Source organism: Vibrio sp. MED222, assembly GCF_000153005.1.
In the GTDB taxonomy this organism is placed as follows: domain Bacteria; phylum Pseudomonadota; class Gammaproteobacteria; order Enterobacterales; family Vibrionaceae; genus Vibrio; species Vibrio tasmaniensis_A.
Map to the genome: position 1 here is coordinate 257,064 of NZ_CH902610.1, position 25,345 is coordinate 282,408.

24 protein-coding genes are annotated in these 25,345 nt (G+C 43.5%); 14 read left to right on the forward strand and 10 right to left on the reverse strand.

The window, feature by feature from the left end:
* Window positions 1–48: 48 nt before the first annotated feature.
* Window positions 49–942 (reverse strand): 2-dehydropantoate 2-reductase, encoded by an 894-nt coding sequence (gene panE / locus MED222_RS03410; RefSeq protein ID WP_009848363.1) that lies wholly within the window; start codon window positions 940–942, stop codon window positions 49–51.
* 110 nt (window positions 943–1,052) lie between these two features.
* On the reverse strand, window positions 1,053–1,940 hold the full coding sequence (locus MED222_RS03405) for a nucleoside-specific channel-forming Tsx family protein (RefSeq protein ID WP_012603361.1): 888 nt from the start codon (window positions 1,938–1,940) through the stop codon (window positions 1,053–1,055).
* Between the two features lie 511 nt (window positions 1,941–2,451).
* Between MED222_RS03405 and MED222_RS03400 the strand changes: the two genes are divergently transcribed.
* Window positions 2,452–3,798 carry a DUF4397 domain-containing protein gene (locus MED222_RS03400; RefSeq protein ID WP_009848365.1) on the forward strand — a complete coding sequence of 449 codons (1,347 nt, stop codon included), beginning with the start codon at window positions 2,452–2,454 and terminating at the stop codon, window positions 3,796–3,798.
* A gap of 91 nt (window positions 3,799–3,889) precedes the next feature.
* Here MED222_RS03400 and MED222_RS03395 read toward each other — a convergent pair whose 3' ends face one another.
* The 4 genes from MED222_RS03395 to MED222_RS03380 all read right to left on the reverse strand — a co-directional run bounded on the left by MED222_RS03395 (window position 3,890) and on the right by MED222_RS03380 (window position 7,635).
* Window positions 3,890–5,248 carry an AmpG family muropeptide MFS transporter gene (locus tag MED222_RS03395; protein ID WP_009848366.1) on the reverse strand — a complete coding sequence of 453 codons (1,359 nt, stop codon included), beginning with the start codon at window positions 5,246–5,248 and terminating at the stop codon, window positions 3,890–3,892.
* Window positions 5,249–5,299: 51 nt separating this feature from the next.
* Window positions 5,300–5,848, reverse strand: coding sequence for a peptidylprolyl isomerase (locus MED222_RS03390; protein WP_009848367.1), 549 nt, complete (start codon window positions 5,846–5,848; stop codon window positions 5,300–5,302).
* Window positions 5,848–6,417 (reverse strand): YajG family lipoprotein, encoded by a 570-nt coding sequence (locus tag MED222_RS03385; protein ID WP_009848368.1) that lies wholly within the window; start codon window positions 6,415–6,417, stop codon window positions 5,848–5,850. Before MED222_RS03385 ends, MED222_RS03390 begins: the two co-directional genes overlap by 1 nt.
* 66 nt (window positions 6,418–6,483) lie before the next feature.
* The gene (locus tag MED222_RS03380) at window positions 6,484–7,635 is read right to left on the reverse strand and encodes a methyltransferase (RefSeq protein ID WP_009848369.1); all 1,152 of its coding nucleotides are present in this window, start codon (window positions 7,633–7,635) and stop codon (window positions 6,484–6,486) included.
* 174 nt (window positions 7,636–7,809) lie between these two features.
* Here MED222_RS03380 and bolA point away from each other — a divergent pair, with 174 nt between their 5' ends.
* The 9 genes from bolA to nqrM all read left to right on the forward strand — a co-directional run bounded on the left by bolA (window position 7,810) and on the right by nqrM (window position 15,927).
* A complete protein-coding gene (bolA, locus tag MED222_RS03375) occupies window positions 7,810–8,118 on the forward strand; it encodes a transcriptional regulator BolA (RefSeq protein ID WP_009848370.1) in 309 nt (102 codons plus the stop codon).
* Window positions 8,119–8,637: 519 nt separating this feature from the next.
* Window positions 8,638–9,978, forward strand: a complete 1,341-nt coding sequence (locus tag MED222_RS03370; protein ID WP_009848371.1) for a Na(+)-translocating NADH-quinone reductase subunit A — start codon at window positions 8,638–8,640, stop codon at window positions 9,976–9,978.
* Between the two features lie 5 nt (window positions 9,979–9,983).
* Window positions 9,984–11,228 (forward strand): NADH:ubiquinone reductase (Na(+)-transporting) subunit B, encoded by a 1,245-nt coding sequence (locus MED222_RS03365; RefSeq protein ID WP_009848372.1) that lies wholly within the window; start codon window positions 9,984–9,986, stop codon window positions 11,226–11,228.
* Complete coding sequence (locus MED222_RS03360; protein WP_009848373.1) at window positions 11,218–11,985, forward strand: Na(+)-translocating NADH-quinone reductase subunit C; 768 nt, start codon at window positions 11,218–11,220, stop codon at window positions 11,983–11,985. Before MED222_RS03365 ends, MED222_RS03360 begins: the two co-directional genes overlap by 11 nt.
* Window positions 11,985–12,617, forward strand: a complete 633-nt coding sequence (locus MED222_RS03355; protein WP_009848374.1) for an NADH:ubiquinone reductase (Na(+)-transporting) subunit D — start codon at window positions 11,985–11,987, stop codon at window positions 12,615–12,617. Before MED222_RS03360 ends, MED222_RS03355 begins: the two co-directional genes overlap by 1 nt.
* Window positions 12,618–12,624: 7 nt before the next feature.
* Window positions 12,625–13,221, forward strand: a complete 597-nt coding sequence (nqrE, locus tag MED222_RS03350; protein WP_009848375.1) for an NADH:ubiquinone reductase (Na(+)-transporting) subunit E — start codon at window positions 12,625–12,627, stop codon at window positions 13,219–13,221.
* A gap of 29 nt (window positions 13,222–13,250) precedes the next feature.
* Window positions 13,251–14,477, forward strand: coding sequence for an NADH:ubiquinone reductase (Na(+)-transporting) subunit F (gene nqrF, locus MED222_RS03345; protein WP_009848376.1), 1,227 nt, complete (start codon window positions 13,251–13,253; stop codon window positions 14,475–14,477).
* Between the two features lie 174 nt (window positions 14,478–14,651).
* Window positions 14,652–15,656 carry an FAD:protein FMN transferase gene (locus tag MED222_RS03340; protein ID WP_009848377.1) on the forward strand — a complete coding sequence of 335 codons (1,005 nt, stop codon included), beginning with the start codon at window positions 14,652–14,654 and terminating at the stop codon, window positions 15,654–15,656.
* A 16-nt stretch (window positions 15,657–15,672) separates the two neighbouring features.
* Window positions 15,673–15,927, forward strand: coding sequence for a (Na+)-NQR maturation NqrM (gene nqrM / locus MED222_RS03335; protein ID WP_009848378.1), 255 nt, complete (start codon window positions 15,673–15,675; stop codon window positions 15,925–15,927).
* 133 nt (window positions 15,928–16,060) lie between these two features.
* Here nqrM and MED222_RS03330 read toward each other — a convergent pair whose 3' ends face one another.
* Complete coding sequence (locus MED222_RS03330) at window positions 16,061–17,299, reverse strand: response regulator (RefSeq protein ID WP_009848379.1); 1,239 nt, start codon at window positions 17,297–17,299, stop codon at window positions 16,061–16,063.
* A 163-nt stretch (window positions 17,300–17,462) separates the two neighbouring features.
* Here MED222_RS03330 and dinB point away from each other — a divergent pair, with 163 nt between their 5' ends.
* On the forward strand, window positions 17,463–18,539 hold the full coding sequence (dinB, locus tag MED222_RS03325) for a DNA polymerase IV (protein WP_009848380.1): 1,077 nt from the start codon (window positions 17,463–17,465) through the stop codon (window positions 18,537–18,539).
* Between the two features lie 113 nt (window positions 18,540–18,652).
* Here dinB and MED222_RS03320 read toward each other — a convergent pair whose 3' ends face one another.
* The gene (locus MED222_RS03320) at window positions 18,653–20,587 is read right to left on the reverse strand and encodes a RecQ family ATP-dependent DNA helicase (protein ID WP_009848381.1); all 1,935 of its coding nucleotides are present in this window, start codon (window positions 20,585–20,587) and stop codon (window positions 18,653–18,655) included.
* 145 nt (window positions 20,588–20,732) lie between these two features.
* On the opposite strand from MED222_RS03320, the gene MED222_RS03315 reads away from it, so the two are divergent.
* From MED222_RS03315 to MED222_RS03305, 3 genes are all read left to right on the forward strand, one after another.
* Complete coding sequence (locus MED222_RS03315) at window positions 20,733–21,206, forward strand: GreA/GreB family elongation factor (protein WP_009848382.1); 474 nt, start codon at window positions 20,733–20,735, stop codon at window positions 21,204–21,206.
* A gap of 88 nt (window positions 21,207–21,294) precedes the next feature.
* The gene (locus MED222_RS03310; RefSeq protein WP_009848383.1) at window positions 21,295–22,089 is read left to right on the forward strand and encodes a YggN family protein; all 795 of its coding nucleotides are present in this window, start codon (window positions 21,295–21,297) and stop codon (window positions 22,087–22,089) included.
* Window positions 22,090–22,377: 288 nt separating this feature from the next.
* Window positions 22,378–23,739: a sodium-dependent transporter gene (locus MED222_RS03305; RefSeq protein ID WP_009848384.1), complete on the forward strand. Its 1,362-nt coding sequence runs from the start codon at window positions 22,378–22,380 to the stop codon at window positions 23,737–23,739.
* 154 nt (window positions 23,740–23,893) lie between these two features.
* Here the strand turns inward: MED222_RS03305 and lipA are convergent, their stop codons facing one another.
* Both lipA and lipB read right to left on the reverse strand, forming a co-directional pair.
* Window positions 23,894–24,859, reverse strand: a complete 966-nt coding sequence (gene lipA, locus MED222_RS03300; protein ID WP_009848385.1) for a lipoyl synthase — start codon at window positions 24,857–24,859, stop codon at window positions 23,894–23,896.
* A 4-nt stretch (window positions 24,860–24,863) separates the two neighbouring features.
* On the reverse strand, window positions 24,864–25,345 hold a 482-nt coding region (gene lipB / locus MED222_RS03295; protein ID WP_009848386.1), incomplete at its 5' end, for a lipoyl(octanoyl) transferase LipB.

Sequence of the window (25,345 nt, forward strand, 5' to 3'; positions counted from 1 at the left end):
ATGCTGAGCGGTATCGTTATTTTATCGCGACTTGTTAATCGTTGCTGACTAATCTTGATGATTCCAGCGATTTTCTCGTTCTTTAACCTGCGTAAACAGCTTTTGGTTAACAGGAACCTCTATCTGATGCTTAAGTGCTGTTTTTATCAAGTGTCCGGTAATGAAGTCGATCTCTGTCTTTCGTTGGTAAAACATATCTTGCTTCATTGATGAATTGTTCTTTGCTGTCGCTTGAATAACCTTGTTGACGCTTGTTTCTAATTCGTCGAATGAACAAGTAATGCCTTCCGCCAGCATCACTTGCGTGAGTTCTTTAACTATAGAACTCAAAATATCGTTAAACCTTTGGTCAGCAAGCTCTCCATTTTTGATTTGTTCCAGCCCAGTCAGTGGGTTGATTGCACAATTTATGGCGAGTTTAGCCCACAGCGCCGTTGTTATTTCTGGATTCCAACTCACGGCAGGGAAGGCATGTTCCAACACATCAACTAAAAAAGTGCACTGTTGCCCCTTGAGGTTAAAAGCACCCAATTGAGTTTGGCCGATTCCGGTGTGGGATACATTGTTGCTATTGGGTTTGAATGCTGCTTGAGTCGTGGTCGCCAATACTACTGGGTGAGCGTCAATTTGATTAGCAATGTTATCGACCGCTCCCATACCGTTGTGCATGAACATGAGAATAGTGTCAGGGTCGAGATATTGAAGCAGTGGGGTGGTTGCTTCTTCTACTTGCCAAGCTTTGACCGTGAAGATCACTAGATCACTTTCTGGTAGCTTCTCAATATTGTTGTTACTGAAGGAAAGTGAAGTTTGTTCATCAAGCGATAAGTCAATTGAGTTATCTGCGGAACGACTCCACAAAGCCACATTATGACCCGCTTGAAGTAGTTTTATCGCCCACAAAGAGCCGATAGCCCCAGGCCCAACAATAGTGATGTTCACAGCAATACCGAGATAAGAAAGTGGTGCTGCAAGGATAGCGAGGCATTAAATGAAAGCAATAAAAAATGGCACCCGAGGGTGCCATTTTGGAAACTTTCTTAGAAGTTCGATTAGAACTTGTAAGTTACTGCGAAGTAGTGACCTACGCCTGAAGTAGAGAACTGGCCGTATTGTGGGTTAGCACTATCAATTTGAGCACCATCTCTTAGACCGTATACATCTTGGTATAATTTAAGACCGTAACCTACAGCAAATTGGTCATTGTGCCAGTAAATACCATTGAACATAGCTCCGCCGTTGCTCGACTGGTTGTATGAACTATCACGACCAAACTCGTAATCGATGTAACCTTGGTAAGCAATGAATGAACCGTTATCGAAGTTTACGAATGGCTTAAACCAGTTTGTAGAAAATTGGTAACCGTTCCAATCTTTCGTATTTAGATCGTACGTAGCGTAAAGATTGAATTGCATTTTACCAAACCAAGGTACCATTACGTCTGAACCGATACCTGTTTTAGTTGCGTAACCACCGTCAGCTTTGCCATCGATAGTTGTGTAGTTTGCAACGTATAGTTCTTGTACTGGACCAAAAGAAAGGTCTTTACCAGTTAGGCCATCGATAGACATACGAGGCGCAAATTTAACAAACAGTTGATCGTCTTTTGCTTTATCGCTGCCGCTATCGTTAGTTAGGTTGAATACATCAATGTAACCGTAAAGATCGAAGATACCAGAGCGTCCACCAAACTCCATTTCAAGATAAGTATGATCTTTGTCCTGAGGCTTCTCATCGATAGTGTGCATGATATTAAACTGCATCCAGTTGTAATCATTCTTGTGAGTATCGCCGTCAGAATAATCAGCCGCCATTACTGGAGCAGAAGCTGCTGCAAGTAGGCCAAGAGTTAAAAGTGATTTACGCATAATGGAACTCTCTATGTTTGAAATAAGTAACCCGCTAATCCGTGCGTGTTTATATGTCCGAATGCCGAGCATAATAGCGATTTTGTTCTCAAATAAAAGTGAGACAGAGTGAAAACTATGATTATTATGGTGAGCGTGATCACACTAACGATCTAAATGATGGAACTTTAATGTTGCTATGCATCTTGATGAATCCCCACTTCTATTGATTTTGTGAAATTCGATTATTTTGTGTATAAATTGGTGAAATACCGCTCTAAGCAAACGATTATACCAAAAAGTGTGACATGCATATCAAAATCAACAGTATTTCTTTCTAAGCGTTTTCTCGTAAAAAACACCTCACTCAGCGAACGTTTCGATCCTGCCTTTGATCCATTTCCAAGCAACTCCGTACTGAAGTTTGAATCAATTGATGAACAATTCATGTGATGATTAACCTGACTTTTAACTCTGGTTGTTTTTTCATCGCTGACAATATTGAGACCGTTTATTGCACCAATTTTGAGGCAACATTTAAAGATCTGCTCGTGAGCTTATCTTCTGTGTGACGAACTGGTCGAACTTTTTGGAGAGAAGACCAATGAAATATTCACCTATACTCGCTGTAGCGTTGTCAGCCCTATTCATTGTAGGGTGTAATGATGACGATCAACCAACAACCCAGCTGCAAGCTGTTCACGCATCGCCAGATGCTCCACTAGCTAATGTGCTAATTAATAGTCAGGCTCGTTGGACTGGGGTTGATTATGCTCAGGCATCTGGATATACCTCGGTCAATCAAGGCCAGACAACTCTACAGGTCGATGTTCAACTCCCTGGAGATGGTGTGGCGACAGTGATTCCGCCAAGCCAGTTCGATTTAAGCGGTGATTTAGATTACACGGTGATGGTGGTCGGTGATGCTGACGGTTCCAACAACCCAGTTGAGGCTCTCGTTGTGACACGACCTGCAGCAGGCACGGCGACGAGTTCGAGTTTGGATGTGCAAGTTGTTCACGCGGCAACTGGAGTTGGTGATGTGAATCTATACGTTACAGCACCGAATGATCCTCTAGGCGCACCGATTGGAACTTTGGGATACAAAGGATTTACCGATGTGCTCAATATTCCTGCTGGTCAATATCGTGTGAGATTAGAAACCGTGAGTGGAAGTGCTATTGCTTTTGACTCTGGAGAAATCACTCTGTCTGGCGGTAGCGAGTTAACTATTGCGGCAGTTCCAAGAGCGGATTCAACCAGTACGTCTCCGGTGAAGCTGATGGTAATGGATGGCAAAAGTTCATCTATAATTTACGACATGGCAGAATCTGCAGAAGTGAGAGTAGGGCATTTAGTTGATGGTGCACCCTCTGTGGATGTGTTTGTAAACTCGGCTAAGTTTGCTCCTCTTGATGCTCTAATGTTTAAAGAAGTTCGTGGCTTCTTAGATTTGGCAGCAGGCAGTTACGATATCGATATTTATGAAACAGCAACCACCTCTCCAACATTCATTGATGTTGACGGTTTAGCGGTGTTTGCCGGAATGGATTACAGCATCTATGCCGTGGGGACGGTAAGTCCTCTCAATTTGGAAGCGCTAGTTGTTCCAGAAAATCGACGCTCTGTTGCAACCAGTGCAGTATTGAACATTACTCATGCTGCAGCTAATCCAATTGCAGCTTCGGTTGATATTTATTTAACCGAGAACGTGGGAATTTCTGGAAGTACGCCTGCGTTGAGTAATGTGAAATTCAAAGATTTCGCGAATGGTATTTATGTAGCTGCGGGAACTTACTATGTGACGATTACGGTGGCTGGCGATCCATCTACTGTTGCTATTGACTCCGCGCCTGCGACCTTAGTTAACGGTGTTGTGTATCAAGTAGTGGCGATTGATGATTCGATGGGAACGGGATTTAACTTAATAGTAAGTGAAACTACAGATTAATCCGTTAAGCGTCTGCAAATAGAAAATAGAAAATAGAAAAGAGAAGAGGGTAGCTCAATGCTCCCCTCTTCTCTTTTGCTTTCTTTTTCTTTTATTCGTGGTTGTTTTTCGCTTTTTCTAATAAATTAGTGAAAAAGTGGCGTAGCGAATAGAGCATGATCAAACTCGGAATCACCATTAATGACGTCAGTATAAAGAAGGTTGACCAATCATTGAGGTAATCGACGAGCTCGCCACTGAATGAAGCCAGTGTTGTTCTACCGAAATTGCCTAAGGATGCTAATAAGGCATATTGCGTTGCTGAGAAAGCTTGACCAGTCAGTAAGGTTAAGAAAGAGACAAATGCTACCGTCGAAAAGGCGGTTGTGAAGTTGTCGACAATGATAGTTGCCAAGAACAGAGTTTCACTAGGGCCTGCCTGAGCGATCCACGCAAACATTAGGTTGCTGGCTGCCATTGCGATGCCACCAATCATTAGCCCGCGTACAATACCGAATTTCACATTGAAGATACTGCCTAGCAAGGTGAAGAATATCGTCGCGCCCCAACCGATTAACTTAGAGTAGTGGCCAATCTGTTCATTGCTAAAGCCTATCTCTTTATAGAAGGTGATAGACATTCTACCCAAGAAGGCTTCACCTATCTTAAATAGGAACACAAACAGTAGAAGGGTGATGGCAACTTGAACTCCGTTTCGTTTGAAGAAATCATAAAACGGTTCTAGCACTGTAACGCTGAACCAAGCGACGACTTTTGAACCGACAACTCTGTTGTGACGTTGTTGTGCTTGCTCTTGCAATGCTTCACGTTGTGTATTGGGTTCTCCGACAAAAAGAGTAAACAGCATTAACACGACAACCACACCAGCCATACCGTAATACACACCATTCCAACCGATTGAGTCAGCATTGATAAAAGCAAGATAACCTGGAAGAGAATAGCCAGTCCACCATCCCATCACGGCCATTGCGGATGCTTGTGGCAACTTTGATGCTTCCGATTTTGGAAATGAATCAATACGGAAGGCATCTATTGCGACATCTTGAGTTGCTGAGGCGATAGCTATTCCGAGAGCAAGCATAGAGGTGAACATCAAGTCATTGGCTGGGTTTACTCCAGCAATGAACAGGGTACAGATCAATACCAAGCTTTGGCACAAGAATATCCAACTGCGTCGTTGGCCTAATATCGCGTGTAAAACTGGCAGTTTGACTCGGTCTACCAACGGTGCCCATAAAAAGTTAATAGCATAGACAGCAAACACACTGCCGAAATAACCGATCGCAGCACGAGTTAAACCGGCATCTTTTAGCCAACCAGACATGTTGGATCCAATCAGAACCCATGGGAAGCCACTCGAACAACCGAGCATAAACACCCAAAGTAGACGTTTGTCTAAGTAGCTGCGGAAAGTTTGCATCCAAGAAAGAGAGGGGGTGCCTGATGACATGGGGCGTCCTTGTATAGAAAACGCCCTTAAGAATAAGGGCGTTACATTGGATTACTTAAGAAGGGTCACTTTAGTGATGACGATTGGGTCGACAGGAATGTCTGACATGCGGCCCATTCGCTTGGTTGGAATTGTTGCCATCTTCTGAACAACGTCAAAACCATCGGTTACTTTACCAAACACAGCGTAACCAGGATTACCGCCTTTCGCGTTTAAGAAATCGTTGTCTGCAAAGTTAATGAAGAACTGGCGAGTTGCAGAATCTGGTGCATTGGTGCGAGCCATTGCGATCGTTGCAGTATCATTCTTCAGGCCATTACTGCCTTCATTTTTGATAGGCGCATAAGTTGCTAATTGCTTCATATCTTGATCGAAGCCACCACCCTGAGCCATAAAGCCCGGGATCACACGGTGAAACTGAGTGCCTTCGTAGCTACCGTCAGCAACATATTTCAGAAAGTTATCAACACTAACCGGTGCTTGCTCTTGGTTTAGCTCGATAGTGAAGCCGCCTAATGTTGTTTCTACGTTCACTTTAGGACCAGCCCAAACGCTCACGCTCACCAGCATCAATGCGATAGAAGATAGAATGCGCCCCATTAGAAACGTTCCTTCATGTAAGTTTGCAGCTCTTGGTCATTGGCAATCTCTTTAAGAACTAAGTCGATAACATCGTTTAGTACCATTGCGATATCGTCATTTGATGCACTTAATGCACCTGTGCGAGTTGCTGTACCATTGAATGTCTTAACTAGCTTGCCTTCAGGCGTTTCAGCGGTTACTTCAAGTGTTACTTTACCATCCATTTGGTTTTCCATGATGGTGTGCTTGACGGTAACAAGCGCTTCTTGAATCTCTAAAACAATTGAGTTTTCACTGTTTACGCTTGCACGAAAACCTTGAGACTCCAATTGTTGAGCAATAGCGTTTTCTAGAGAAATACGCATGTTTTGCTTAGCGTGAATTGGCTGAATGTTTGAACGGCCACTATCAACCAATGCAACATATTGAGCGGCACGAACATCTTTACTGGTTAGTGTGTATGTTTTGCCTTGTACAAGGTTGCTTGAGCTTAGTGAAGCTTCTGGCATTACGTTGATCTGTTCTTGCTGAGGGGCTGAACATGCTGTCAAAGCCAAAATAGAAGCAGCCAAAATCAGTTTTTTCATTCCTTTATCCTTTCTAAATTCACACCAGGAGCTCGGTATCTTAAATTCTTGTGACGTCATTTCTGCTTATTTATTAAAATTCGCAGGTTCTCTTGTTGCTTGTAATATCTCAAATTTCTGGTTCAGTTCAAGCGTTTCAACGTTTGCTTCACCAAATAGTCTTGCTAGTTTGACATCGTATCCGAGGTGTCGGTTACCAATAACAATTAATTTGCCTCCGTTGCTAAGAACATGCTTTGCATCACAGAACATTTGCCATGCAATGTGATCTGTAATCGCTTGTTGTTGGTGGAACGGAGGGTTACACATAACTAAGTAAGTGCTGTTTTTCTTAAAACCATCTAAACAGTTATTGGCGATGAACTGGAAATTACCTTCTTCGCCAAGGTTATCCTTAATATTTTGGCGCGCTGATTCCACTGCCATAAAGCTTTCATCAACACAGGTGATACGTGCTTGTGGGTTTAATTGCCCAGCTTTTACACTCAATACACCGTTGCCACAACCTAGGTCGATGATATGACGCAGTTCAGGATCTTGAGGGATGTGCTCTAGCATATAGCGAGCGCCTTGATCGAGTGCCTCGCCTGAGTAAACGTTCGGTAAATTTTTCAGGCGAATATCTTCACCGTCGACATCCCATTCAACAAAAGGTTCGACCGTTTGAAGCGGCTGACAATTTGGTGAAGAGAAAACCAAGCGATGTTTCTTCTTCGCTAGAGAAGTTTTGGTTTCACCTAGGTATTTTTCGAAAATATTAAGTGTAGATGTGTGGATGTCTTTTACTTTGTTTACACTGATGACTTGGCAGCCTTCTGGCAACGCTTGGCGTAGTTGGCTCAATTGCCATACTAGATGACGGTTTGTTTTCGGTAGTTGCATGATCACAAGGTCGATACCGTGTGGGATATCATCCATCGTATTCAGGAAGTTCACACGGTTACTTTGATTGCGCTGCAAGTTTTTTAGCGCACCGCGATGAGAGATAAACGAGTCGCTCATCATGGTGACATCATGATCTTTAGAGAACCATGCCGACAGGGCACCAAAGCTATCGTTCATGATCAGGATGTGTTTGCCAGGTTCAAGATTCATCTCTTCAACGTGACTAATAATGTATTCGTCGCCCGCATCCCAAGCTTGAAGGGTTTCATTTGAACGGTTGGGGAAACGATGTAAGGTCAAAGTTCTATCGAGAAGAGTAAGTTCGGTTTTCATAGCTTGAGATACTTATGTAAGAAATAACAAAGATATTGTCTCAAATGCAGCCTGAACAAGATAGAAAAAACTCAACCAAACCTAAGTCGTTCGTTATGAAATACTCAGACAGTCGACCAGTTAGGGTTTATACTTCCCCCACAGATAATGCCAATACGTTATTAAGGAATCATAATGATCCAAGAAGTTATCGAAACAAAATTGCACAATGAGTTTTCACCAAGTCATTTAAACGTGGTCAATGAGAGCTACATGCACAATGTTCCGGCTGGTTCTGAGAGTCATTTTAAAGTGATTGTTGTCAGCGATGCGTTTGAAGGCTTGCGCCTTATTGGTCGTCATCGAGCGGTAAATAAAGCACTTTCAGAAGAGCTAGCGAATAATATTCACGCACTATCTATTCACACTTATACAAAAGATGAATGGATGAAGCAACTCGATAACGTGCCAGACAGCCCTATGTGTATGGGCGGTGGTAAGTAATAAAACTAACTGATAGAAGAGGTGGCGATGCTGCCTTTTTTATCGCCAGGCTGATGTGTTTTTAGGGTTTATATCACTCAAATTGATGTCAAATTAGGCGTCTTTAAATACCCACAATGAGTAATGTTTTTATTAACAGTGTTTCAACATAACTCGTAAAATATTAGTTTGTGACAGAGTATTAATCTCTTGTTTAAAACACGATTCAAAAGCCATTTTATCTGTGCGGCTCGTCAAATTTATACATATTTGAGAGTCCATATGCTTCAAATCTCACCAAATTAAGGCCGTATTCAAGTTATTGGTCATGGCATCAAGTTGTCAAAAAATGCTAGAATACGGCACCTGATAAATCTCACATAATCTTTGTGATGAGTTTATTAATGTAATGTTGCGATTTTGGTATCTCTAATTTACCAAAACCGGACACTGTAATGTCGTGTCTAAGGGCGATTTTAAAACGTCCCGAATTTACGCAATTAAAAGAATCTTTTTCCCGATAAAGTAGTGCAAGTGCGTATGATTACAATAAAGAAGGGTTTGGATCTTCCTATCGCAGGAACTCCATCCCAGGTGATTAATGATGGTAAGTCCATCACTAAAGTCGCCTTGCTTGGCGAAGAGTACGTTGGTATGCGTCCTACGATGCATGCTCGCGTTGGTGATGAAGTGAAGAAAGGCCAAGTTCTTTTTGCAGATAAAAAGAACCCAGGTGTTGTATTTACTTCTCCAGCAAGCGGTAAAGTTATTGAAGTGAACCGTGGTGCTAAGCGTGTTCTTCAATCAGTAGTGATTGAAGTAGCAGGCAATGAGCAAATCACGTTCAATAGCTATGAAGCTAACCAACTAGTAAGTCTTGACCGTGAAACGGTTAAAACTCAGTTAGTTGAGTCTGGCGCATGGACCGCTTTGCGAACTCGTCCGTTCAGCAAGGTTCCAGCAGTTGATTCTGAAACTCAGGCTATTTTCGTTACTGCTATGGATACTAATCCGCTAGCAGCTGAGCCAGAATTAATCATTAACGAGCAGTCTGATGCTTTCGTTGCTGGTTTAGATCTTCTTTCAACTCTGACTAACGGTAAAGTGTACGTTTGTAAAAAAGGTACTAGCTTACCTCGTTCAGCTCAGTCTAACGTTGAAGAACATGTTTTTGATGGCCCACACCCTGCAGGTCTTGCAGGCACGCATATGCATTACCTATATCCGGTAAATGCACAAAATGTAGCGTGGAGCATTAACTACCAAGATGTTATCGCATTCGGTAAGCTTTTCCTTACTGGTGAGATTTACTCTGAGCGTGTTGTTTCTCTGGCTGGTCCAGTGGTGAATAACCCACGTCTAGTTCGTACTCAAATTGGTGCTAGCCTTGAAGAGTTGACAGACAGCGAGTTAATGCCAGGCGAAGTTCGTGTGATTTCTGGTTCTGTACTTACGGGTACTGAAGCAACAGGTCCACATGCTTTCCTTGGTCGTTACCATCAGCAAGTTTCTGTTCTACGTGAAGGTCGTGATAAAGAGCTATTCGGCTGGGCTATGCCTGGTAAGAACAAGTTCTCTGTTACTCGTTCATTCCTTGGTCACCTGTTTAAAGGTCAGTTGTTCAACATGACAACGACGACAAACGGTAGTGACCGCTCAATGGTTCCAATTGGTAACTACGAGCGCGTAATGCCTCTAGATATGGAACCTACATTGCTGCTTCGTGATCTATGTGCAGGCGACATTGATAGTGCTCAAGCACTTGGTGCGCTAGAACTAGACGAAGAAGATGTAGCATTGTGTACCTTTGTATGTCCAGGTAAGTACGAGTACGGTCAACTACTTCGTGAATGCCTAGATACGATTGAGAAGGAAGGGTAATTTTCATGGGCCTTAAAAAGTTTCTTGAAGACATCGAGCATCATTTTGAGCCAGGTGGTAAACACGAGAAGTGGTTTGCGCTTTACGAAGCAGCAGCGACAGTGTTTTACACGCCAGGTCTTATCACAAAGAAAAGCTCACACGTTCGTGATAGCGTTGATTTAAAACGTATCATGATCATGGTTTGGTTCGCGGTATTCCCAGCAATGTTCTGGGGTATGTACAACGCGGGTGGCCAAGCTATCGCTGCACTTAACCATATGTACGCAGGCGCTGAACTAGCATCTGTTATCAGTGGTAACTGGCACTACTGGCTAACCGAAATGCTTGGAGCCTCCTTAGGGCCCGATGCAGGTGTTGGCAGCAAGATGCTACTTGGTGCTACATACTTCCTACCTATCTACGCAACGGTATTCATCGTTGGTGGTTTCTGGGAAGTTCTGTTCTGTATGGTGCGTAAGCACGAAGTAAACGAAGGTTTCTTTGTTACTTCTATCTTATTTGCGCTTATCGTTCCGCCAACGCTTCCTCTATGGCAAGCAGCACTAGGTATTACCTTCGGTGTTGTAGTAGCGAAAGAGATCTTCGGTGGTACGGGTCGTAACTTCCTGAACCCTGCACTTGCTGGCCGTGCGTTCCTATTCTTTGCATACCCTGCACAGATTTCAGGTGACGTAGTTTGGACTGCTGCAGATGGTTTCTCTGGTGCAACTGCTCTTAGCCAATGGGCTCAAGGCGGCGGTAGCGCACTAATGAACGTGACATCAGGTGAAGCAATCACTTGGATGGACGCATTCATTGGTAACATCCCAGGTTCTATCGGTGAAGTATCAACTCTAGCACTTATGATTGGTGCAGCGATGATCGTTTACATGCGTATCGCTTCATGGCGCATCATTGCTGGTGTAATGATCGGTATGATTGCTGTGTCTACACTGTTCAACGTGATCGGTTCTGATACTAACGCAATGTTCAGCATGCCTTGGCATTGGCACCTAGTTCTAGGTGGCTTCGCATTCGGTATGTTCTTCATGGCGACTGACCCAGTATCAGCTTCATTTACCAATAAAGGTAAGTGGTGGTACGGCATCCTAATCGGCGCAATGTGTGTAATGATTCGTGTAGTTAACCCTGCATACCCAGAAGGCATGATGCTTGCGATTCTATTCGCAAACCTATTTGCTCCTCTGTTTGACCACGTTGTAATCGAGAAGAACATTAAGCGGAGACTAGCGCGCTATGGCAAGTAATAACGATAGCATTAAAAAGACGCTGTTTGTTGTTATCGCATTGAGCCTAGTGTGCTCAATCATCGTTTCAACAGCTGCAGTTGTTCTTAAACCTAAGCAGCAAGCTAACGCAGTTCTGGATCAGCAAACTAAGATCCTTGAAGTTGCGGGTATTGAGCTTGCAGGTGATATCCCAGCACTCTACGCAGAGAACATCGAACCTCGTCTAGTTGATTTCGCTACTGGCGATTTCGTTGACGGCGACGCTGCTGCATACGACCAACGTAAAGCGGCAAAAGATCCAGCTCAGTCAATCAAGCTTTCAGCTGAAGATGACATCGCTAAGATCATTCGTCGTGCTAACACGGGTACTGTATACCTAGTGAAAGATGGCGCTGAAACTTCTAAAGTTATCATCCCTGTTCACGGTAACGGCCTATGGTCAATGATGTACGCATTCGTTGCGGTAGAAACTGATGGCAACACGGTTTCTGGTATCACTTACTACGAGCAAGGTGAAACTCCTGGACTTGGTGGTGAAGTTGAGAACCCATCTTGGCGCGCTCAATTCGTTGGTAAGAAATTATTCGACGAAAACCACAAACCTGCTATTCAGGTTGTTAAAGGTGGCGCTCCTCAAGGTTCTGAGCACGGTGTAGATGGCCTTTCTGGTGCAACACTAACAAGTGTTGGTGTTCAACATACATTTGACTTCTGGTTAGGTGATATGGGCTTTGGTCCGTTCCTAGCAAAAGTTCGTGACGGAGGTCTGAACTAATGTCTAGTGCAAAAGAAATTAAAAAGAGCATCTTAGCGCCGGTGTTGGACAACAACCCAATCGCGCTACAGGTTCTTGGTGTGTGTTCTGCTCTTGCGGTAACCACTAAACTAGAAACAGCGTTTGTTATGACTATCGCGGTAATGTTCGTTACTGCTCTGTCTAACTTCTTCGTTTCTTTGATCCGTAACCACATTCCGAACAGTGTGCGTATCATCGTTCAGATGGCAATTATCGCATCATTAGTAATCGTGGTAGACCAAGTGCTTAAAGCATACCTATACGATATCTCTAAGCAGCTATCTGTATTCGTTGGCCTAATCATTACTAACTGTATTGTAATGGGCCGTGCTGAAGCATTCGCAATGAAGTCTGCACCAATCCCATCTTTCATCGATGGCCTTGGTAACGGTCTTGGTTACGGTTTCGTATTGATCACTGTTGGTTTCTTCCGTGAGCTTCTTGGCTCTGGCAAACTATTTGATATGGAAGTACTACCTCTAGTGAGCAACGGTGGTTGGTATCAGCCAAACGGCTTGATGCTTCTAGCACCTTCAGCATTCTTCCTAATTGGTTTCTTGATTTGGGCAATTCGTGTGTTCAAACCAGAACAAGTAGAAGCGAAGGGGTAAGGTAGTCATGGAACATTATATTAGTCTGCTAGTTAAATCGATTTTCATCGAAAACATGGCGCTTTCTTTCTTCCTAGGTATGTGTACATTCCTAGCGGTTTCTAAGAAAGTTAAAACTTCTTTTGGTCTTGGTGTTGCGGTAGTTGTAGTACTTACAATCGCTGTTCCTGTAAACAACCTTGTTTACACACACATCCTGAAAGAAAACGCGCTTGTTGAAGGTGTCGATTTAAGTTTCCTTAACTTCATCGCATTCATCGGTGTTATCGCGGCACTTGTACAAATCCTAGAGATGGTTTTAGACCGTTTCTTCCCACCTTTGTATAACGCACTAGGTATCTTCCTTCCACTGATCACAGTTAACTGTGCAATCTTTGGTGGTGTATCTTTCATGGTAACTCGCGACTACAACTTTGCTGAATCTGTTGTTTACGGCTTCGGTTCTGGTGTGGGTTGGATGTTAGCTATCGTTGCTCTTGCGGGTATCCGTGAGAAGATGAAGTACTCTGACGTACCTCCAGGTCTTCGTGGCCTTGGTATCACGTTCATTACTGTTGGTCTGATGGCGTTAGGCTTTATGTCTTTCTCTGGTGTTCAACTGTAGGGTAAGCACCCAGTAATAAGGAATAACAAATGCAAAGCATTATTCTTGGCGTAGCGATGTTTACCATTATTGTATTGGCTCTAGTACTAGTGATTCTTTTCGCTAAGTCTAAGCTAGTACCATCAGGTGACATCACTATTGCTGTAAACGGCGACCCTGAAAAGGCGATCGTTACTCAGCCTGGTAGCAAGCTACTTGGTGCCCTAGCTGGCGCTGGTATCTTCGTATCTTCTGCTTGTGGTGGCGGTGGCTCTTGTGGTCAGTGTCGGGTAAAAGTTAAGTCTGGTGGTGGCGACATCCTTCCAACTGAACTTGATCACATCACAAAAGGTGAAGCTCGCGAAGGCGAACGTCTAGCATGTCAAGTTGCTATGAAAACTGACATGGAGATTGAACTAGACGAAGATATCTTTGGTGTGAAGAAGTGGGAATGTACTGTTATCTCTAACGATAACGAAGCTACTTTCATCAAAGAATTGGCTCTAGCTATCCCTGAAGGTGAAGAAGTTCCGTTCCGCGCGGGTGGTTACATTCAGATTGAAGCTGAACCACATCACGTGAAATACGCAGATTACGATATTCCTGAGGAATACCGTGGTGACTGGGATAAGTTCAACTTGTTCCGTTACGAGTCTATCGTTAAAGAGCATTCGATCCGTGCTTACTCTATGGCTTCATACCCAGAAGAGAAAGGCATCATCAAGCTTAACGTGCGTATCGCAACTCCGCCGCCAAACAACCCTGACGTAGCTCCTGGTGTGATGTCTTCATATATCTGGTCTCTTAAAGAAGGCGACAAATGTACTATTTCTGGTCCATTTGGTGAGTTCTTTGCTAAAGACACAGACAATGAAATGGTATTCATCGGTGGTGGTGCAGGTATGGCGCCAATGCGTTCACATATCTTCGACCAACTTAAGCGTCTTAACTCTACTCGTAAGATGTCTTACTGGTACGGTGCACGTTCTAAGCGTGAGATGTTCTACATTGAAGACTTCGACGGCCTAGCGGCTGCAAACGAAAACTTCGTGTGGCATTGTGCTCTGTCTGATCCTCAACCTGAGGACAACTGGGACGGTTACACTGGTTTCATCCACAACGTATTGTACGAAAACTACCTGAAGGATCACGAAGCTCCTGAAGACTGTGAGTACTACATGTGTGGTCCACCAATGATGAACGCGGCTGTGATCGGCATGCTGAAAGATCTTGGTGTAGAAGATGAAAACATCCTACTAGATGACTTCGGTGGTTAATCCATTTAAGTGATTGATATTATGGCTGACTCTTACGAGTCAGCCATTTGTTTTTCTAAGACTACTCGTGACAACAAACTGGCTTATATAAGAAAGAGTAAGGCATTTAAAATACCTATTTTTCACTCTTATTTTTCCTTATATAAATCCTCAACATTAGACAGGAGTAAGCAAGTGAGAATTTGGCTTGTTGCATTAACTTCTTTGATTTTTCTTGCGGGCTGTGAGCAGGCAAGAGAGCAAGTGCATTTAAGTGGTCCGACAATGGGGACCAGTTATAACATTAAGTACATCAATGGCGATGAATTTCCTGAGTCTAAAGAAGTTCATACCGAGATCGATCGTCTACTTGAAGAAGTTAATGATCAAATGTCGACTTACCGTGAAGATTCAGAGCTGAGCCGTTTCAACCAACACAAAGGTGCGGACGCATTCGAAGTATCTGAACAAACCGCTATCGTTGTGAAAGAAGCGATTCGTTTGAACGGTCTTACTGAAGGTGCGTTGGATGTGACGGTTGGTCCATTAGTTAACTTGTGGGGTTTTGGTCCAGAAGCACGTCCTGAAGTGGTTCCATCAGACGAAGAGCTTGCGGCTCGTAAGGCTAAGATTGGTATTCACCACTTAAGCGTTGAAGGTAATAAGCTAAGCAAAGATTTGCCTAACTTGTATGTTGACCTTTCGACTATCGCAAAAGGTTGGGGCGTGGATGTCGTTGCTGACTACCTCGATTCAATTGGCATTCATAACTACATGGTAGAAGTGGGCGGTGAAATCCGTTTGAAGGGCTTAAACCGTGAAAGTGTGGGTTGGCGTATCGCCATCGAGAAGCCAAGTGTTGACGAGCGCAACATTCAAGAGATCATCGAGCCTGGTGATATGGCGATCGCAACGTCTGGCGACTACCGAAACTATTTTGAGCGTGATGGTGTTCGTTATTCACACATCATCAACCCAGAAACAGGTAAGCCGCTTCATCACAAAGTGGTTTCAGTGACTGTTTTAAACCCGTCTTCAATGACTGCAGACGGTTTATCTACTGGCCTTATGGTCTTAGGTGAAGAAAAAGGACTGGAAGTCGCAAACCAACATAACATCCCAGTGTTCATGGTGGTAAAAACAGCTGATGGCTTTAAAGAAATTGCTTCAGAAGCATTTAAGCCATACTTAGGTAAATAAGGTAAGCGAGATAATTATGAATACATTTCTGATTACATTTGGTGTTTTTCTTGCAGTAATCGCAGCGATGTCAATTGGCTATATTATCCAAAAGAAAGTTGTGAAAGGTAGCTGTGGTGGCTTAGGTGCTGTTGGTATTGATAAAGTATGTAACTGCCCTGAACCTTGTGATGCGCGTAAAAAACGTGAAGCACGTGAAGCATACCGTGAAGAGAAACTGGCAGAACGTCAACAAAAAGAAGCGGCTTGGAGTAAAGACCGTATCGCTTAATTGGTGACAGTCATAGGGGAATAGAGTTGTCTATGCCCTTAGAATAAGAAGCTCAAGATTATCGTCTTGAGCTTTTTTTGTTTGAGTGAACTGTCTATTTTGGAATGCTAAAAACGGAAACAAAAACGAATTTCTAGTGGTCGATTTGCATGTTATTGCGCGCAAAGACCAGTTGGTTCCTACCTTGTTCTTTTGCAGTATAAAGTAGTTCGTCCGCGGCTTTTATTTGCTCATCCAAACTGCCAACTAAGTCGCTTAACCCGATACTCATGCTGACTTTAATCCGTTGTGAGTCATGAATAACTTCTTGGTTTTGTATCGCAATCCTCATTGACTCTAGCGTGTCGACAAATTCTTCAAATGGTCGGCATGATTGAATGCAGAACTCTTCACCGCCGAAACGAACGGCGACATCATCTTTAAAATGATTTTTGATGATCTTTCCGACTTCAATGAGTACCGCATCGCCACCATCATGACCGTAGGTATCATTCACCTTTTTAAAGAAGTCTATATCCATCATGGCGATGCTGCGATGTTCGCAGCCTTTACATGTTTGATTGAATAGATAACGACGGTTCCAAAGCCCGGTCAGAGCATCTTCATTTGCATGACGAAATAGTTCATTGGTGGCCTCTTTCATATCGAGTAGCTGATGAATACGGCAGAAAAACTCTTCTTGGTTAAATGGCTTGTAAAGGAAGTCGTTGGCACCAGCCTTAAGGAAACGAGCTGTCATGGTTCGGTCGTCACTGCCAGATAGCCCAAGAATAGCGAGTTGATTACGATCATGGTGTACTCGAATGTCACGGGTCATCGAAATGCCATCTTTGTTTGGCATGTCATGATCGGTAACGACGAAAGTGATGTCGGGGTCGTTTTGGAGAAGCTCTAGTGCTTGTTCGCCATCTTCCGCTTGAATCGTTTGAATATATTGGTGCTCAAGAAGTTGCACTACATATCGACGAACAACCGCAGAATCATCAACAACCAAGGCTTTATGATATCGGTTATTTGAGATTCGATTAACCAAAGGAAGCAAATAACTGACTGATGACATGCTGTCTTTGAGGATGTAATCAATCACACCCTTCGCGAGTACTTGTTCTCGAAGTGTGTTGTTGAACATGCCGGTTAGGACTATGATTTTTTGTTGATAGCCGAGTACCAAATCAATGATCTCGCCATCTTGACCATCTGGTAAGCAGTAATCGAGCACCGCGCACAAGAAATCCGTATCTTGTTCTAAGATAGCTTTAGCTTCAGCCACTGATTCAGCCAGCGCAACCTCATAGCCATCATTTTTAAATTGCTGGTACAGGTAGTTTCTGAATGCACGACTATCTTCGACTACTAGTATTTTATCACTCAAAAGTTATCCCTACTTATAGGTTAAATACTCTCTAACAATACTATCAGAATAGTAAGTGGCTAATGAAGTTAAAGCTATTTAGCTGGGCTCCAGATCATTTTAAATCTGAGAATAATTGATTATACTGTTTATAAATACAGTTGTAAGGTTGGGTTATTCCTAGATGTGTAGTGCGAGTGAAGAGAAAGTAAGAAAGATAATCCACGTTGATATGGACTGTTTTTACGCAGCTGTTGAAATGAGAGATAATCCTGCTTACCGAAATCGACCACTTGCAGTTGGGGGGCATGAAAAGCAGCGTGGCGTTTTGAGTACCTGTAATTACGAAGCTCGCAAGTTTGGTATTCGTTCTGCAATGCCGACGGGAAAGGCGCTGCAGCTTTGTCCCAATCTGTTGGTTGTTCCTGGGAGGATGTCGGTCTACGTCGAGATATCGAAAAAGATTCGCGAGATTTTTTCTCGATATACATCCATCATTGAACCCCTGTCTTTAGATGAAGCTTTTCTTGATGTCACGGATTCGACGCTGTGTCGTGGTTCGGCAACACTGATTGCCGAAGCAATTCGTCGTGATATCTGGAATGAACTTAACCTGACCGCTTCTGCTGGTATTGCGCCGATTAAATTTTTGGCGAAGGTGGCCTCGGATCTAAACAAGCCCAATGGTCAGTTTGTTATTCCTCCACAAGATGTTCAATCAGTGATTGATGAGCTGCCACTCGAAAAAATCCCAGGCGTTGGCAAGGTCAGTATTGAAAAGCTCCATCAAGCTGGCTTCTTTACTTGTAAGGACATTAAGGAATCTGACTATCGAGATCTATTGCTCCGGTTTGGCCGTCAAGGCGCATCACTCTGGAAGCGCAGCCATGGTATTGATGACAGAGAAGTTATTATTGAGCGTGAACGAAAATCGGTAGGCGTGGAGCGAACTTTTACTCAGAATATTTCTACTTACGCAGAATGTTGGCAGGTAATTGAAGACAAGCTTTTTCCTGAGCTTGAAGCACGTCTAGAGAAAGCTAGCCCAAGTAAAGCTATCATCAAGCAGGGCATTAAGCTCAAGTTTGCCGACTTCCAGCAAACCACTATTGAGCACATACACGCCTCTCTCGATCGAGAGCACTTTAAAAAACTGTTGAGTGAGATACTTAAAAGGCAGCAAGGGCGAGAAATACGCCTGCTTGGTTTAAGCGTAATGCTACAACCCAAAGACCAGATGCGTCAGTTGAGTTTCTTTTAGGCTGTCTAGTTTAGAGGGGAATCCGAATAGAGGGGCGTCAAAATAGATGGTATTGAGAAGCACCGACTAGACTTGGTAGTCTAGTCAGTTTCTATATCAATACGTAAGATGCCTTATCTAGGAAGTTGTTTTACTCGCGCTAGCGTATCACTGAATGGTTGTTGCTCTAGCTTCCCGTATCCAACCATTTTGCTGGCTTTAAGCTTAGTTGAAAGTGGAGTTGCGATTCCGCATAGAAAACGAGTAATGGCTTCGTCGGTGATCAATTGTTGGCTTGCGGAAATGAATTCATGGGTCCATGTCATTACGGTCTCGTCGTCAACGGGTTCAACATCGACGGTTGGTAAAATTGCCACTTCACCACGGCATACAGAGCAATGACCGCAGTTTGTTGGTGCCTTATCATCGGCAAAGTAACTCGCTAGGCGTGAGCTTAGGCAGGTATCAGCCTCAAAGAAGCTCAGCATTTGGTTAAGGCGGTTTATCTCACTGTTCTCTTTTTCCTTAAACAATTCAGTTAGACGTTCCGATAACTGCATCATGCCTTCAGTGGTGTTGTGGATCGCATACACATCTGTGATCTGCTTACTTTCCAACTCAATCCAACCTTGTTCATTGAAATAATCGATTGCCGCAATCACACGCTGACGATCAGTCTGGAAGTGTGTCCACAGTGCGTCGAAGTCGACTTGGCACCATACTCTTGCTTGAGGAGAGCATTGGAAAATCGCTTCCACAAAATGGCGACGTTCGCCTTGGAATTGTTCGGTGATCTGCTGCTTAGTACGTATGAATTTAAATTTGTAGTCAGCAAAGTAGCTGTATTTAGGCTCAATCACGCCTTCAATTTCAAGATACACCAATAGCGTTTTTAGTGGTAACTGACGAATGTTGGACTCACGCGATAGTTGGTTGAGCATGATTTCCCATTGGTTTGTGCCAGAAGCCGCAATGTTTTGGTTTTCGTATATTTCTTTTAAGACCGTTTGAATTGATATGTTGTCTGGCGTGTCGCCAAAGACGAAGTTCTCTAGTGTACTTAGACCATATTTGTTGGCGAGAAGAATACATTCTGAAGGCTGACCATCTCTGCCGGCTCTGCCTATCTCTTGCGAGTAGTTTTCGATCGATTTCGGTAAGTCAAAGTGAATCACTCGGCGAATGTTGGACTTATCGACACCCATACCAAAAGCAATGGTTGCCACGATGCAGTTCACGTCATCGTTCATGAATTGATGCTGAATGGCATCTCTGTTTTCAGGCTTAAGACCGGCATGGTAAGCCACGGCATTAACGCCAGCATTACGGAGTTGCTGAGCCACCATCTCTGCTGTCTGTTGAAGGGTGACATAAACAATAGTCGGAGCTAGAGAAGCTTGGTTAACGACATTGCACAAGGTTTCTAGTTTGCTGGTTTGTTCGCAAGGTTGAATCGACAGGTCGAGGTTTTGACGATAGAAACCCGTAACCACAACGCGTTCCTCATCAATTTCAAACTTCGACTTCATATCTTGGATAACCGATGTCGTCGCAGTAGCTGTCAGTAGCAGTACTTGTGGAATATTGAGCTGCTTTTGGTATTGGGGAAGCTTCAGGTAGTCTGGTCTGAAGTTGTGCCCCCATTCTGAAATACAGTGCGCTTCATCGACCACCAGTAAAGAGATTGGTACTTGGGAGATAAACTGACGAAAGCGTTCATTCTTCAAGCGCTCAACAGAGATCATTAGGATTTTGGTGTCCCCGTTACGCACGGATTGCATCACCTGTTGTGTGGTTTGTCTGTCTTGGCTTGATTCGATTGCAGCCGCGCTTATTCCCTTACTGTGTAAGAAGCTGAGCTGGTCTTTCATTAAGGCTAACAATGGTGATATCACTAAGGTTAAGTGCGGCAACTCTAATGCTGGCAATTGGTAGCAAAGCGACTTGCCTGAGCCTGTTGGGAATATAGCGGCAGTCGAGTGACCAGATAGAACATTATCAATGACTTGCTTTTGCCCATTACGCAGTGAGTCGAATCCGAATACTTGTTTTAGCTTCTGCTCAATCATTTATGTTCTACCTGAGTTATTAAGTGTCGTATTGATGTTAAAGCGGGCGCCTATTGATGATTGCGTCGCTTGATGAATCAAATGTCTTGCACCTGATTGTACCTAATTCTATTCTGTAGCTCCTATACAAAAGCACCCCAATAGTATGAATAAGTCTGAGCTTCGCCAAATAATCATAGAGCAACTTGAATCCCGATTACGTATCGCACAATCTGCTACTCAACGCGCTATTGATGCGGCGACCGATGAAGAGACAGTGCCTGAGCATAAGTACGATACATTGGCACTAGAAGCTTCGTATCTTGCTCACGGTCAAGCAGTAAGAGTGCAAGAGTGTGAAGGTGACATTCAGTGTTATCGTAACTTAGTGCTGCGTGATAGTGAGAAGATTACAGTGAGCAGCTATGTTGTGGTCATTGACGAGCATGATCAATATAAACACTTTTTCATGGGGCCGAGAGTCGGTGGGCTTTCTGTTACGTGGAATAACAATGAAGTTGCTATCGTGACGGAAAATGCACCTTTTGGTCAGGCTCTAATGGGGAAAGAAGTCGGTGATGAGATTGAGTTTAAGGTCGCAGATAAACAGTTTTGCTATGAAGTAATATCTATCGACTAACTGAGTAACGGATATATATAAAACGTTTCTCTGACAAAGAAGCATATACCAAGGGTATAGTAATCTGTCAGATTGATGAGAGGATGTTATGAAAAACAATGTATTTATGAAAAACAAAATGTTTATGAAGAACAGTGTATTAATCGCATCGTTAACAGCGGTAATCTCTGTTGTGAGCCTGCCAACTTTTGCTGCTCAGTGTCGAGTTGATTTGAAAAATGAATTGCGAATCGATGACCAGAAAGTCGAAATCCACCAAGTGAATGGTGATACTGCCGTTTTTGATGGTAACAACGATTTATATATCCATGGTGAGAAGGTTGAGCTTGATGCCGACCAACAAGCGGCGATTGAGAAATACCGCGAAAAAGTGAGTGAGTACTTGCCACGAGCGAAACAAATGGCTAACGATGGCTTAGCGTTAGCGAATGACGTTATTGATGACATTGCTGCTAGCCTAGATTCACCGGAATCATTTGATAATGTAAAAGAGTCAATGAAAACCTACTTTGATGAACTGGAAGCTCGTTACTACAAAGATGGCGAGTTAGTGTTACCAGCAGACAGTTTTGATTCGATGGCCAATGGTTGGTCTGAAGATTTCGAGAAGGCTAAGGAGATCTTTAACCAAGAATTTATCTCTAGCGCTTTTAATGCGATGTCAGAAAAAATGAAACAAGATGGTGGCTTAAATCTTACTGAATTGGCTGACAGCATGGCTGCATTAAAGCTTAAAGTTGAAGAGCGCATGAAAGAACACTCTCAACAAGTGCAAGAGGAAGCGAATGAGTTCTGTGATTCTCTTGATGAGATGGCAGAACAAGAGCAACAGCTGCATGAAATCATTCCGAACCTAAAAGACTATCAAGTCTTCACGATCTAATCTGAATCTAACTATAAGTCACAAGAGCACCATTTGGTGCTCTTTTTGTTCGTATAAATTGAACAATACGACGAGTAATCATCTCAATTCAATCAATTGTCTCTCTAGTCCTGAACCTTGCTTTACTGCTTATAAGTAAACGATAAGACCGGTCATTTGTTAATTTAATGGTTCTAAATAGCGCATTTGTTGTAAAAACTAGAAGATTGCTCATTTATTAGTTGTACCTATCATTGCTTTTGATTACTGTACTTCCCAACTAGTTCACTGATTTTTGATGCGGGCAATATGGACCAACAATCTTCCTCTTCAAGAGAGCACTTTAGCTCTCGTTTGGGTTTTATTTTAGCAGCGGCGGGTGCAGCTGTTGGCTTAGGTAATATTTGGGGTTTCCCAACCCAAGTCGCCAGTAACGGCGGTGGTGCTTTTCTGCTTGTTTACCTAATTATGATTTTCGTGGTTGCTTTCCCGATGCTGGTGGTTGAGATGGCTATTGGTCGACATGGCCAAGCAAATCCTGTCGATAGTATGCGTTCTTTGACTACAAACCCATTAGGCAAGAGAGTCGGTGAATTTGTCGGTTGGATTGGGTTGAGTGTTCCAAGTGCAGTGCTAGCGTTTTATAGCATTGTCGGTGGTTGGTTGATCTGCTTCCTAATTGGTGCTGTCGCTGACCTGATTGGTCTAGAGGCTGCTGCTGATTGGTTTAAAGGCTTCAGTGTTGAGCGCAATGTTTTTGGTACCGTCGCATTCTATGTACTGACTATCTTGATTGTTCAGGGCGGTGTTAAGCAGGGGATCGAGAAATGGTCGACCCGTTTGATGCCTGCGCTATTTGTGTTATTTGGCTTATTGTTTGTTTACATCATGACGCAATCTGGCGCGATGGAAGGCCTAAAGCATTACCTAGTTCCAGACTTTGAGAAAGTGTGGGATAGAAAACTGATTCTAGCGGCTATGGGGCAGGGCTTCTTCTCGCTCACTATTGGTGGTTGCTCGATGTTGGTTTATGGCTCTTACTTAAGTAAGAAAGAGAACCTGCCAAAAATGGCAATGAATGTTACCTTAGTTGATACCGCGGTTGCTTTTATTGCAGGCTTAGTCGTGATGCCTGCGATGTTTGTTGCGATGCAAAAAGGTGTTCAAATCTATGCTGAAGATGGCTCATTACTGAGCTCTGATACCCTAGTATTTACGGTTCTGCCTTTGATGTTTGATAGCTTAGGTATGCTGGGTCAGGTCTTCGCAATTGTATTCTTCTTATTGCTAACGATTGCTGCACTTACTTCATCGATTTCAATGTTGGAAGCCCCTGTCGCTCTTGTTAGTGAGCGTTTCAAGACCAGACGAACGCCAACAAGTTGGGTAATTGGTGGTGCTATCGCATTGTTCAGTGTGGTGATTGTTTACAACTTTGCTGCGATGTTTGGCATGGTAGCGATGATTGCGACTCAGTACCTTCAACCAGTCGCTGCACTGATGTTCTGTGTGTTTGGTGGTTGGGTATGGAGCCGAGCGTCAAAAGTGAAAGAGCTTGAGCAAGGTTGTCCTGACTTTCAACTTGGTTGGTTTGGTAAGGTTTGGCCAATGTATGTGAAGTTCGTGTGCCCAATTTTAGTCGCAACGGTTATCTGGGCATCTTTTGGCTAGTAGACCATTTAACATCTAGATGATTAGACTTGCAGTTCAAGGCCACTCTTAATGAGTGGCTTTGTTGTTTTTGTATCGAACAAGCTTGTTCGATACAAAAAAGGCGCTGAACATAAAATTCAGCGCCTTTGTATTGTTCGTTAAGCAATCGTGATTACTTAATTTCCATACCTTGTGCTTGCAAGTCTGCATGGTAAGAAGAACGTACAAACGGACCACATGCTGCGTGAGTGAAGCCTAGCTCTAGAGCAATCTCTTTCAACTCATCAAACTCAGAAGGCGGCACGTAGCGTTCAACTGGCAAGTGGTGACGGCTTGGTGCTAGGTACTGGCCTAGTGTCAGCATTGTTACGCCATGTTCACGAAGATCTTTCAATACTTGAACGATCTCTTCTTTCGTCTCACCAAGGCCCATCATCACACCTGATTTGGTTGGGATGTTTGGATGCTGCTCTTTGAATTTTCTTAACAGATCAAGAGACCACTTGTAGTTCGCACCTGGACGCGCTTTACGGTATAGACGCGGCGCCGTCTCTAGGTTGTGGTTGAAAACATCTGGTGGATTGTCTTTCATTAGTTCAAGCGCAACGTCCATACGACCACGGAAGTCCGGAACCAGTGTTTCGATACGAATGTTTGGGTTTTGCTCGCGAATTTCACGGTTACAATCAGCAAAGTGTTGAGCACCGCCATCACGTAAGTCATCGCGGTCCACTGAAGTGATTACAACGTACTTCAGTTTCATGTCTTTAATCGTCTTAGCCAGTTTCTTCGGCTCTTCGGCTTCTGGAGCATTTGGTCGACCATGGGCAACATCACAGAACGGGCAGCGACGAGTACAGATAGCGCCAAGAATCATAAACGTTGCCGTGCCGTGGTTAAAACACTCAGCTAGGTTAGGGCAAGACGCTTCTTCACAAACTGAGTGCAGGTTGTTTTTGCGCATTGCAGATTTGATTTCTTGAATACGATGGCTGTCTGAAGGAAGTTTAATCTTCATCCATGCAGGCTTACGTAAAACTTCTTTCTGTTCAGCAGGCATATTCTTTACGGGAATTAATGCCATTTTGTCAGCGTCACGATATTTAACGCCTTTTTCCATTTGGATTGGTTTGCTCATGATTTTATGCTTCTGCTGTAATGTTACTGGTGGCTTGAATGTCTACTTGGTCATAGCCGAGTAGTTCTACGAGCTCTTGTATTAACTGTTGCTCAACGTTTTCTAGTTCACTTGGACCGCCGAGTTGGCTTACTTGCGCCATTTCCATTCCTTGGTAACCACATGGGTTAATACGTTGGAATGGAGACAAGTCCATATCGACGTTGAGTGCTAGCCCGTGGAACGAGCAGCCGCGTCGAATTCGTAATCCAAGTGAACAGATTTTCTTGCCATCGACATAAACACCAGGAGCGTCAGGTCGGGCAGTTGAATCTATATTGTAAGCTTTCAGAGTATTGATTACGAGGTTCTCAATATGAGTAACCAAATCACGCACTCCGAATTTCTTGCGGCGGATGTTTATCAGGAAGTAAGCGACTAACTGACCGGGCCCGTGGTACGTCACTTGGCCACCGCGATCGCTTTGTATCACAGGGATATCACCAG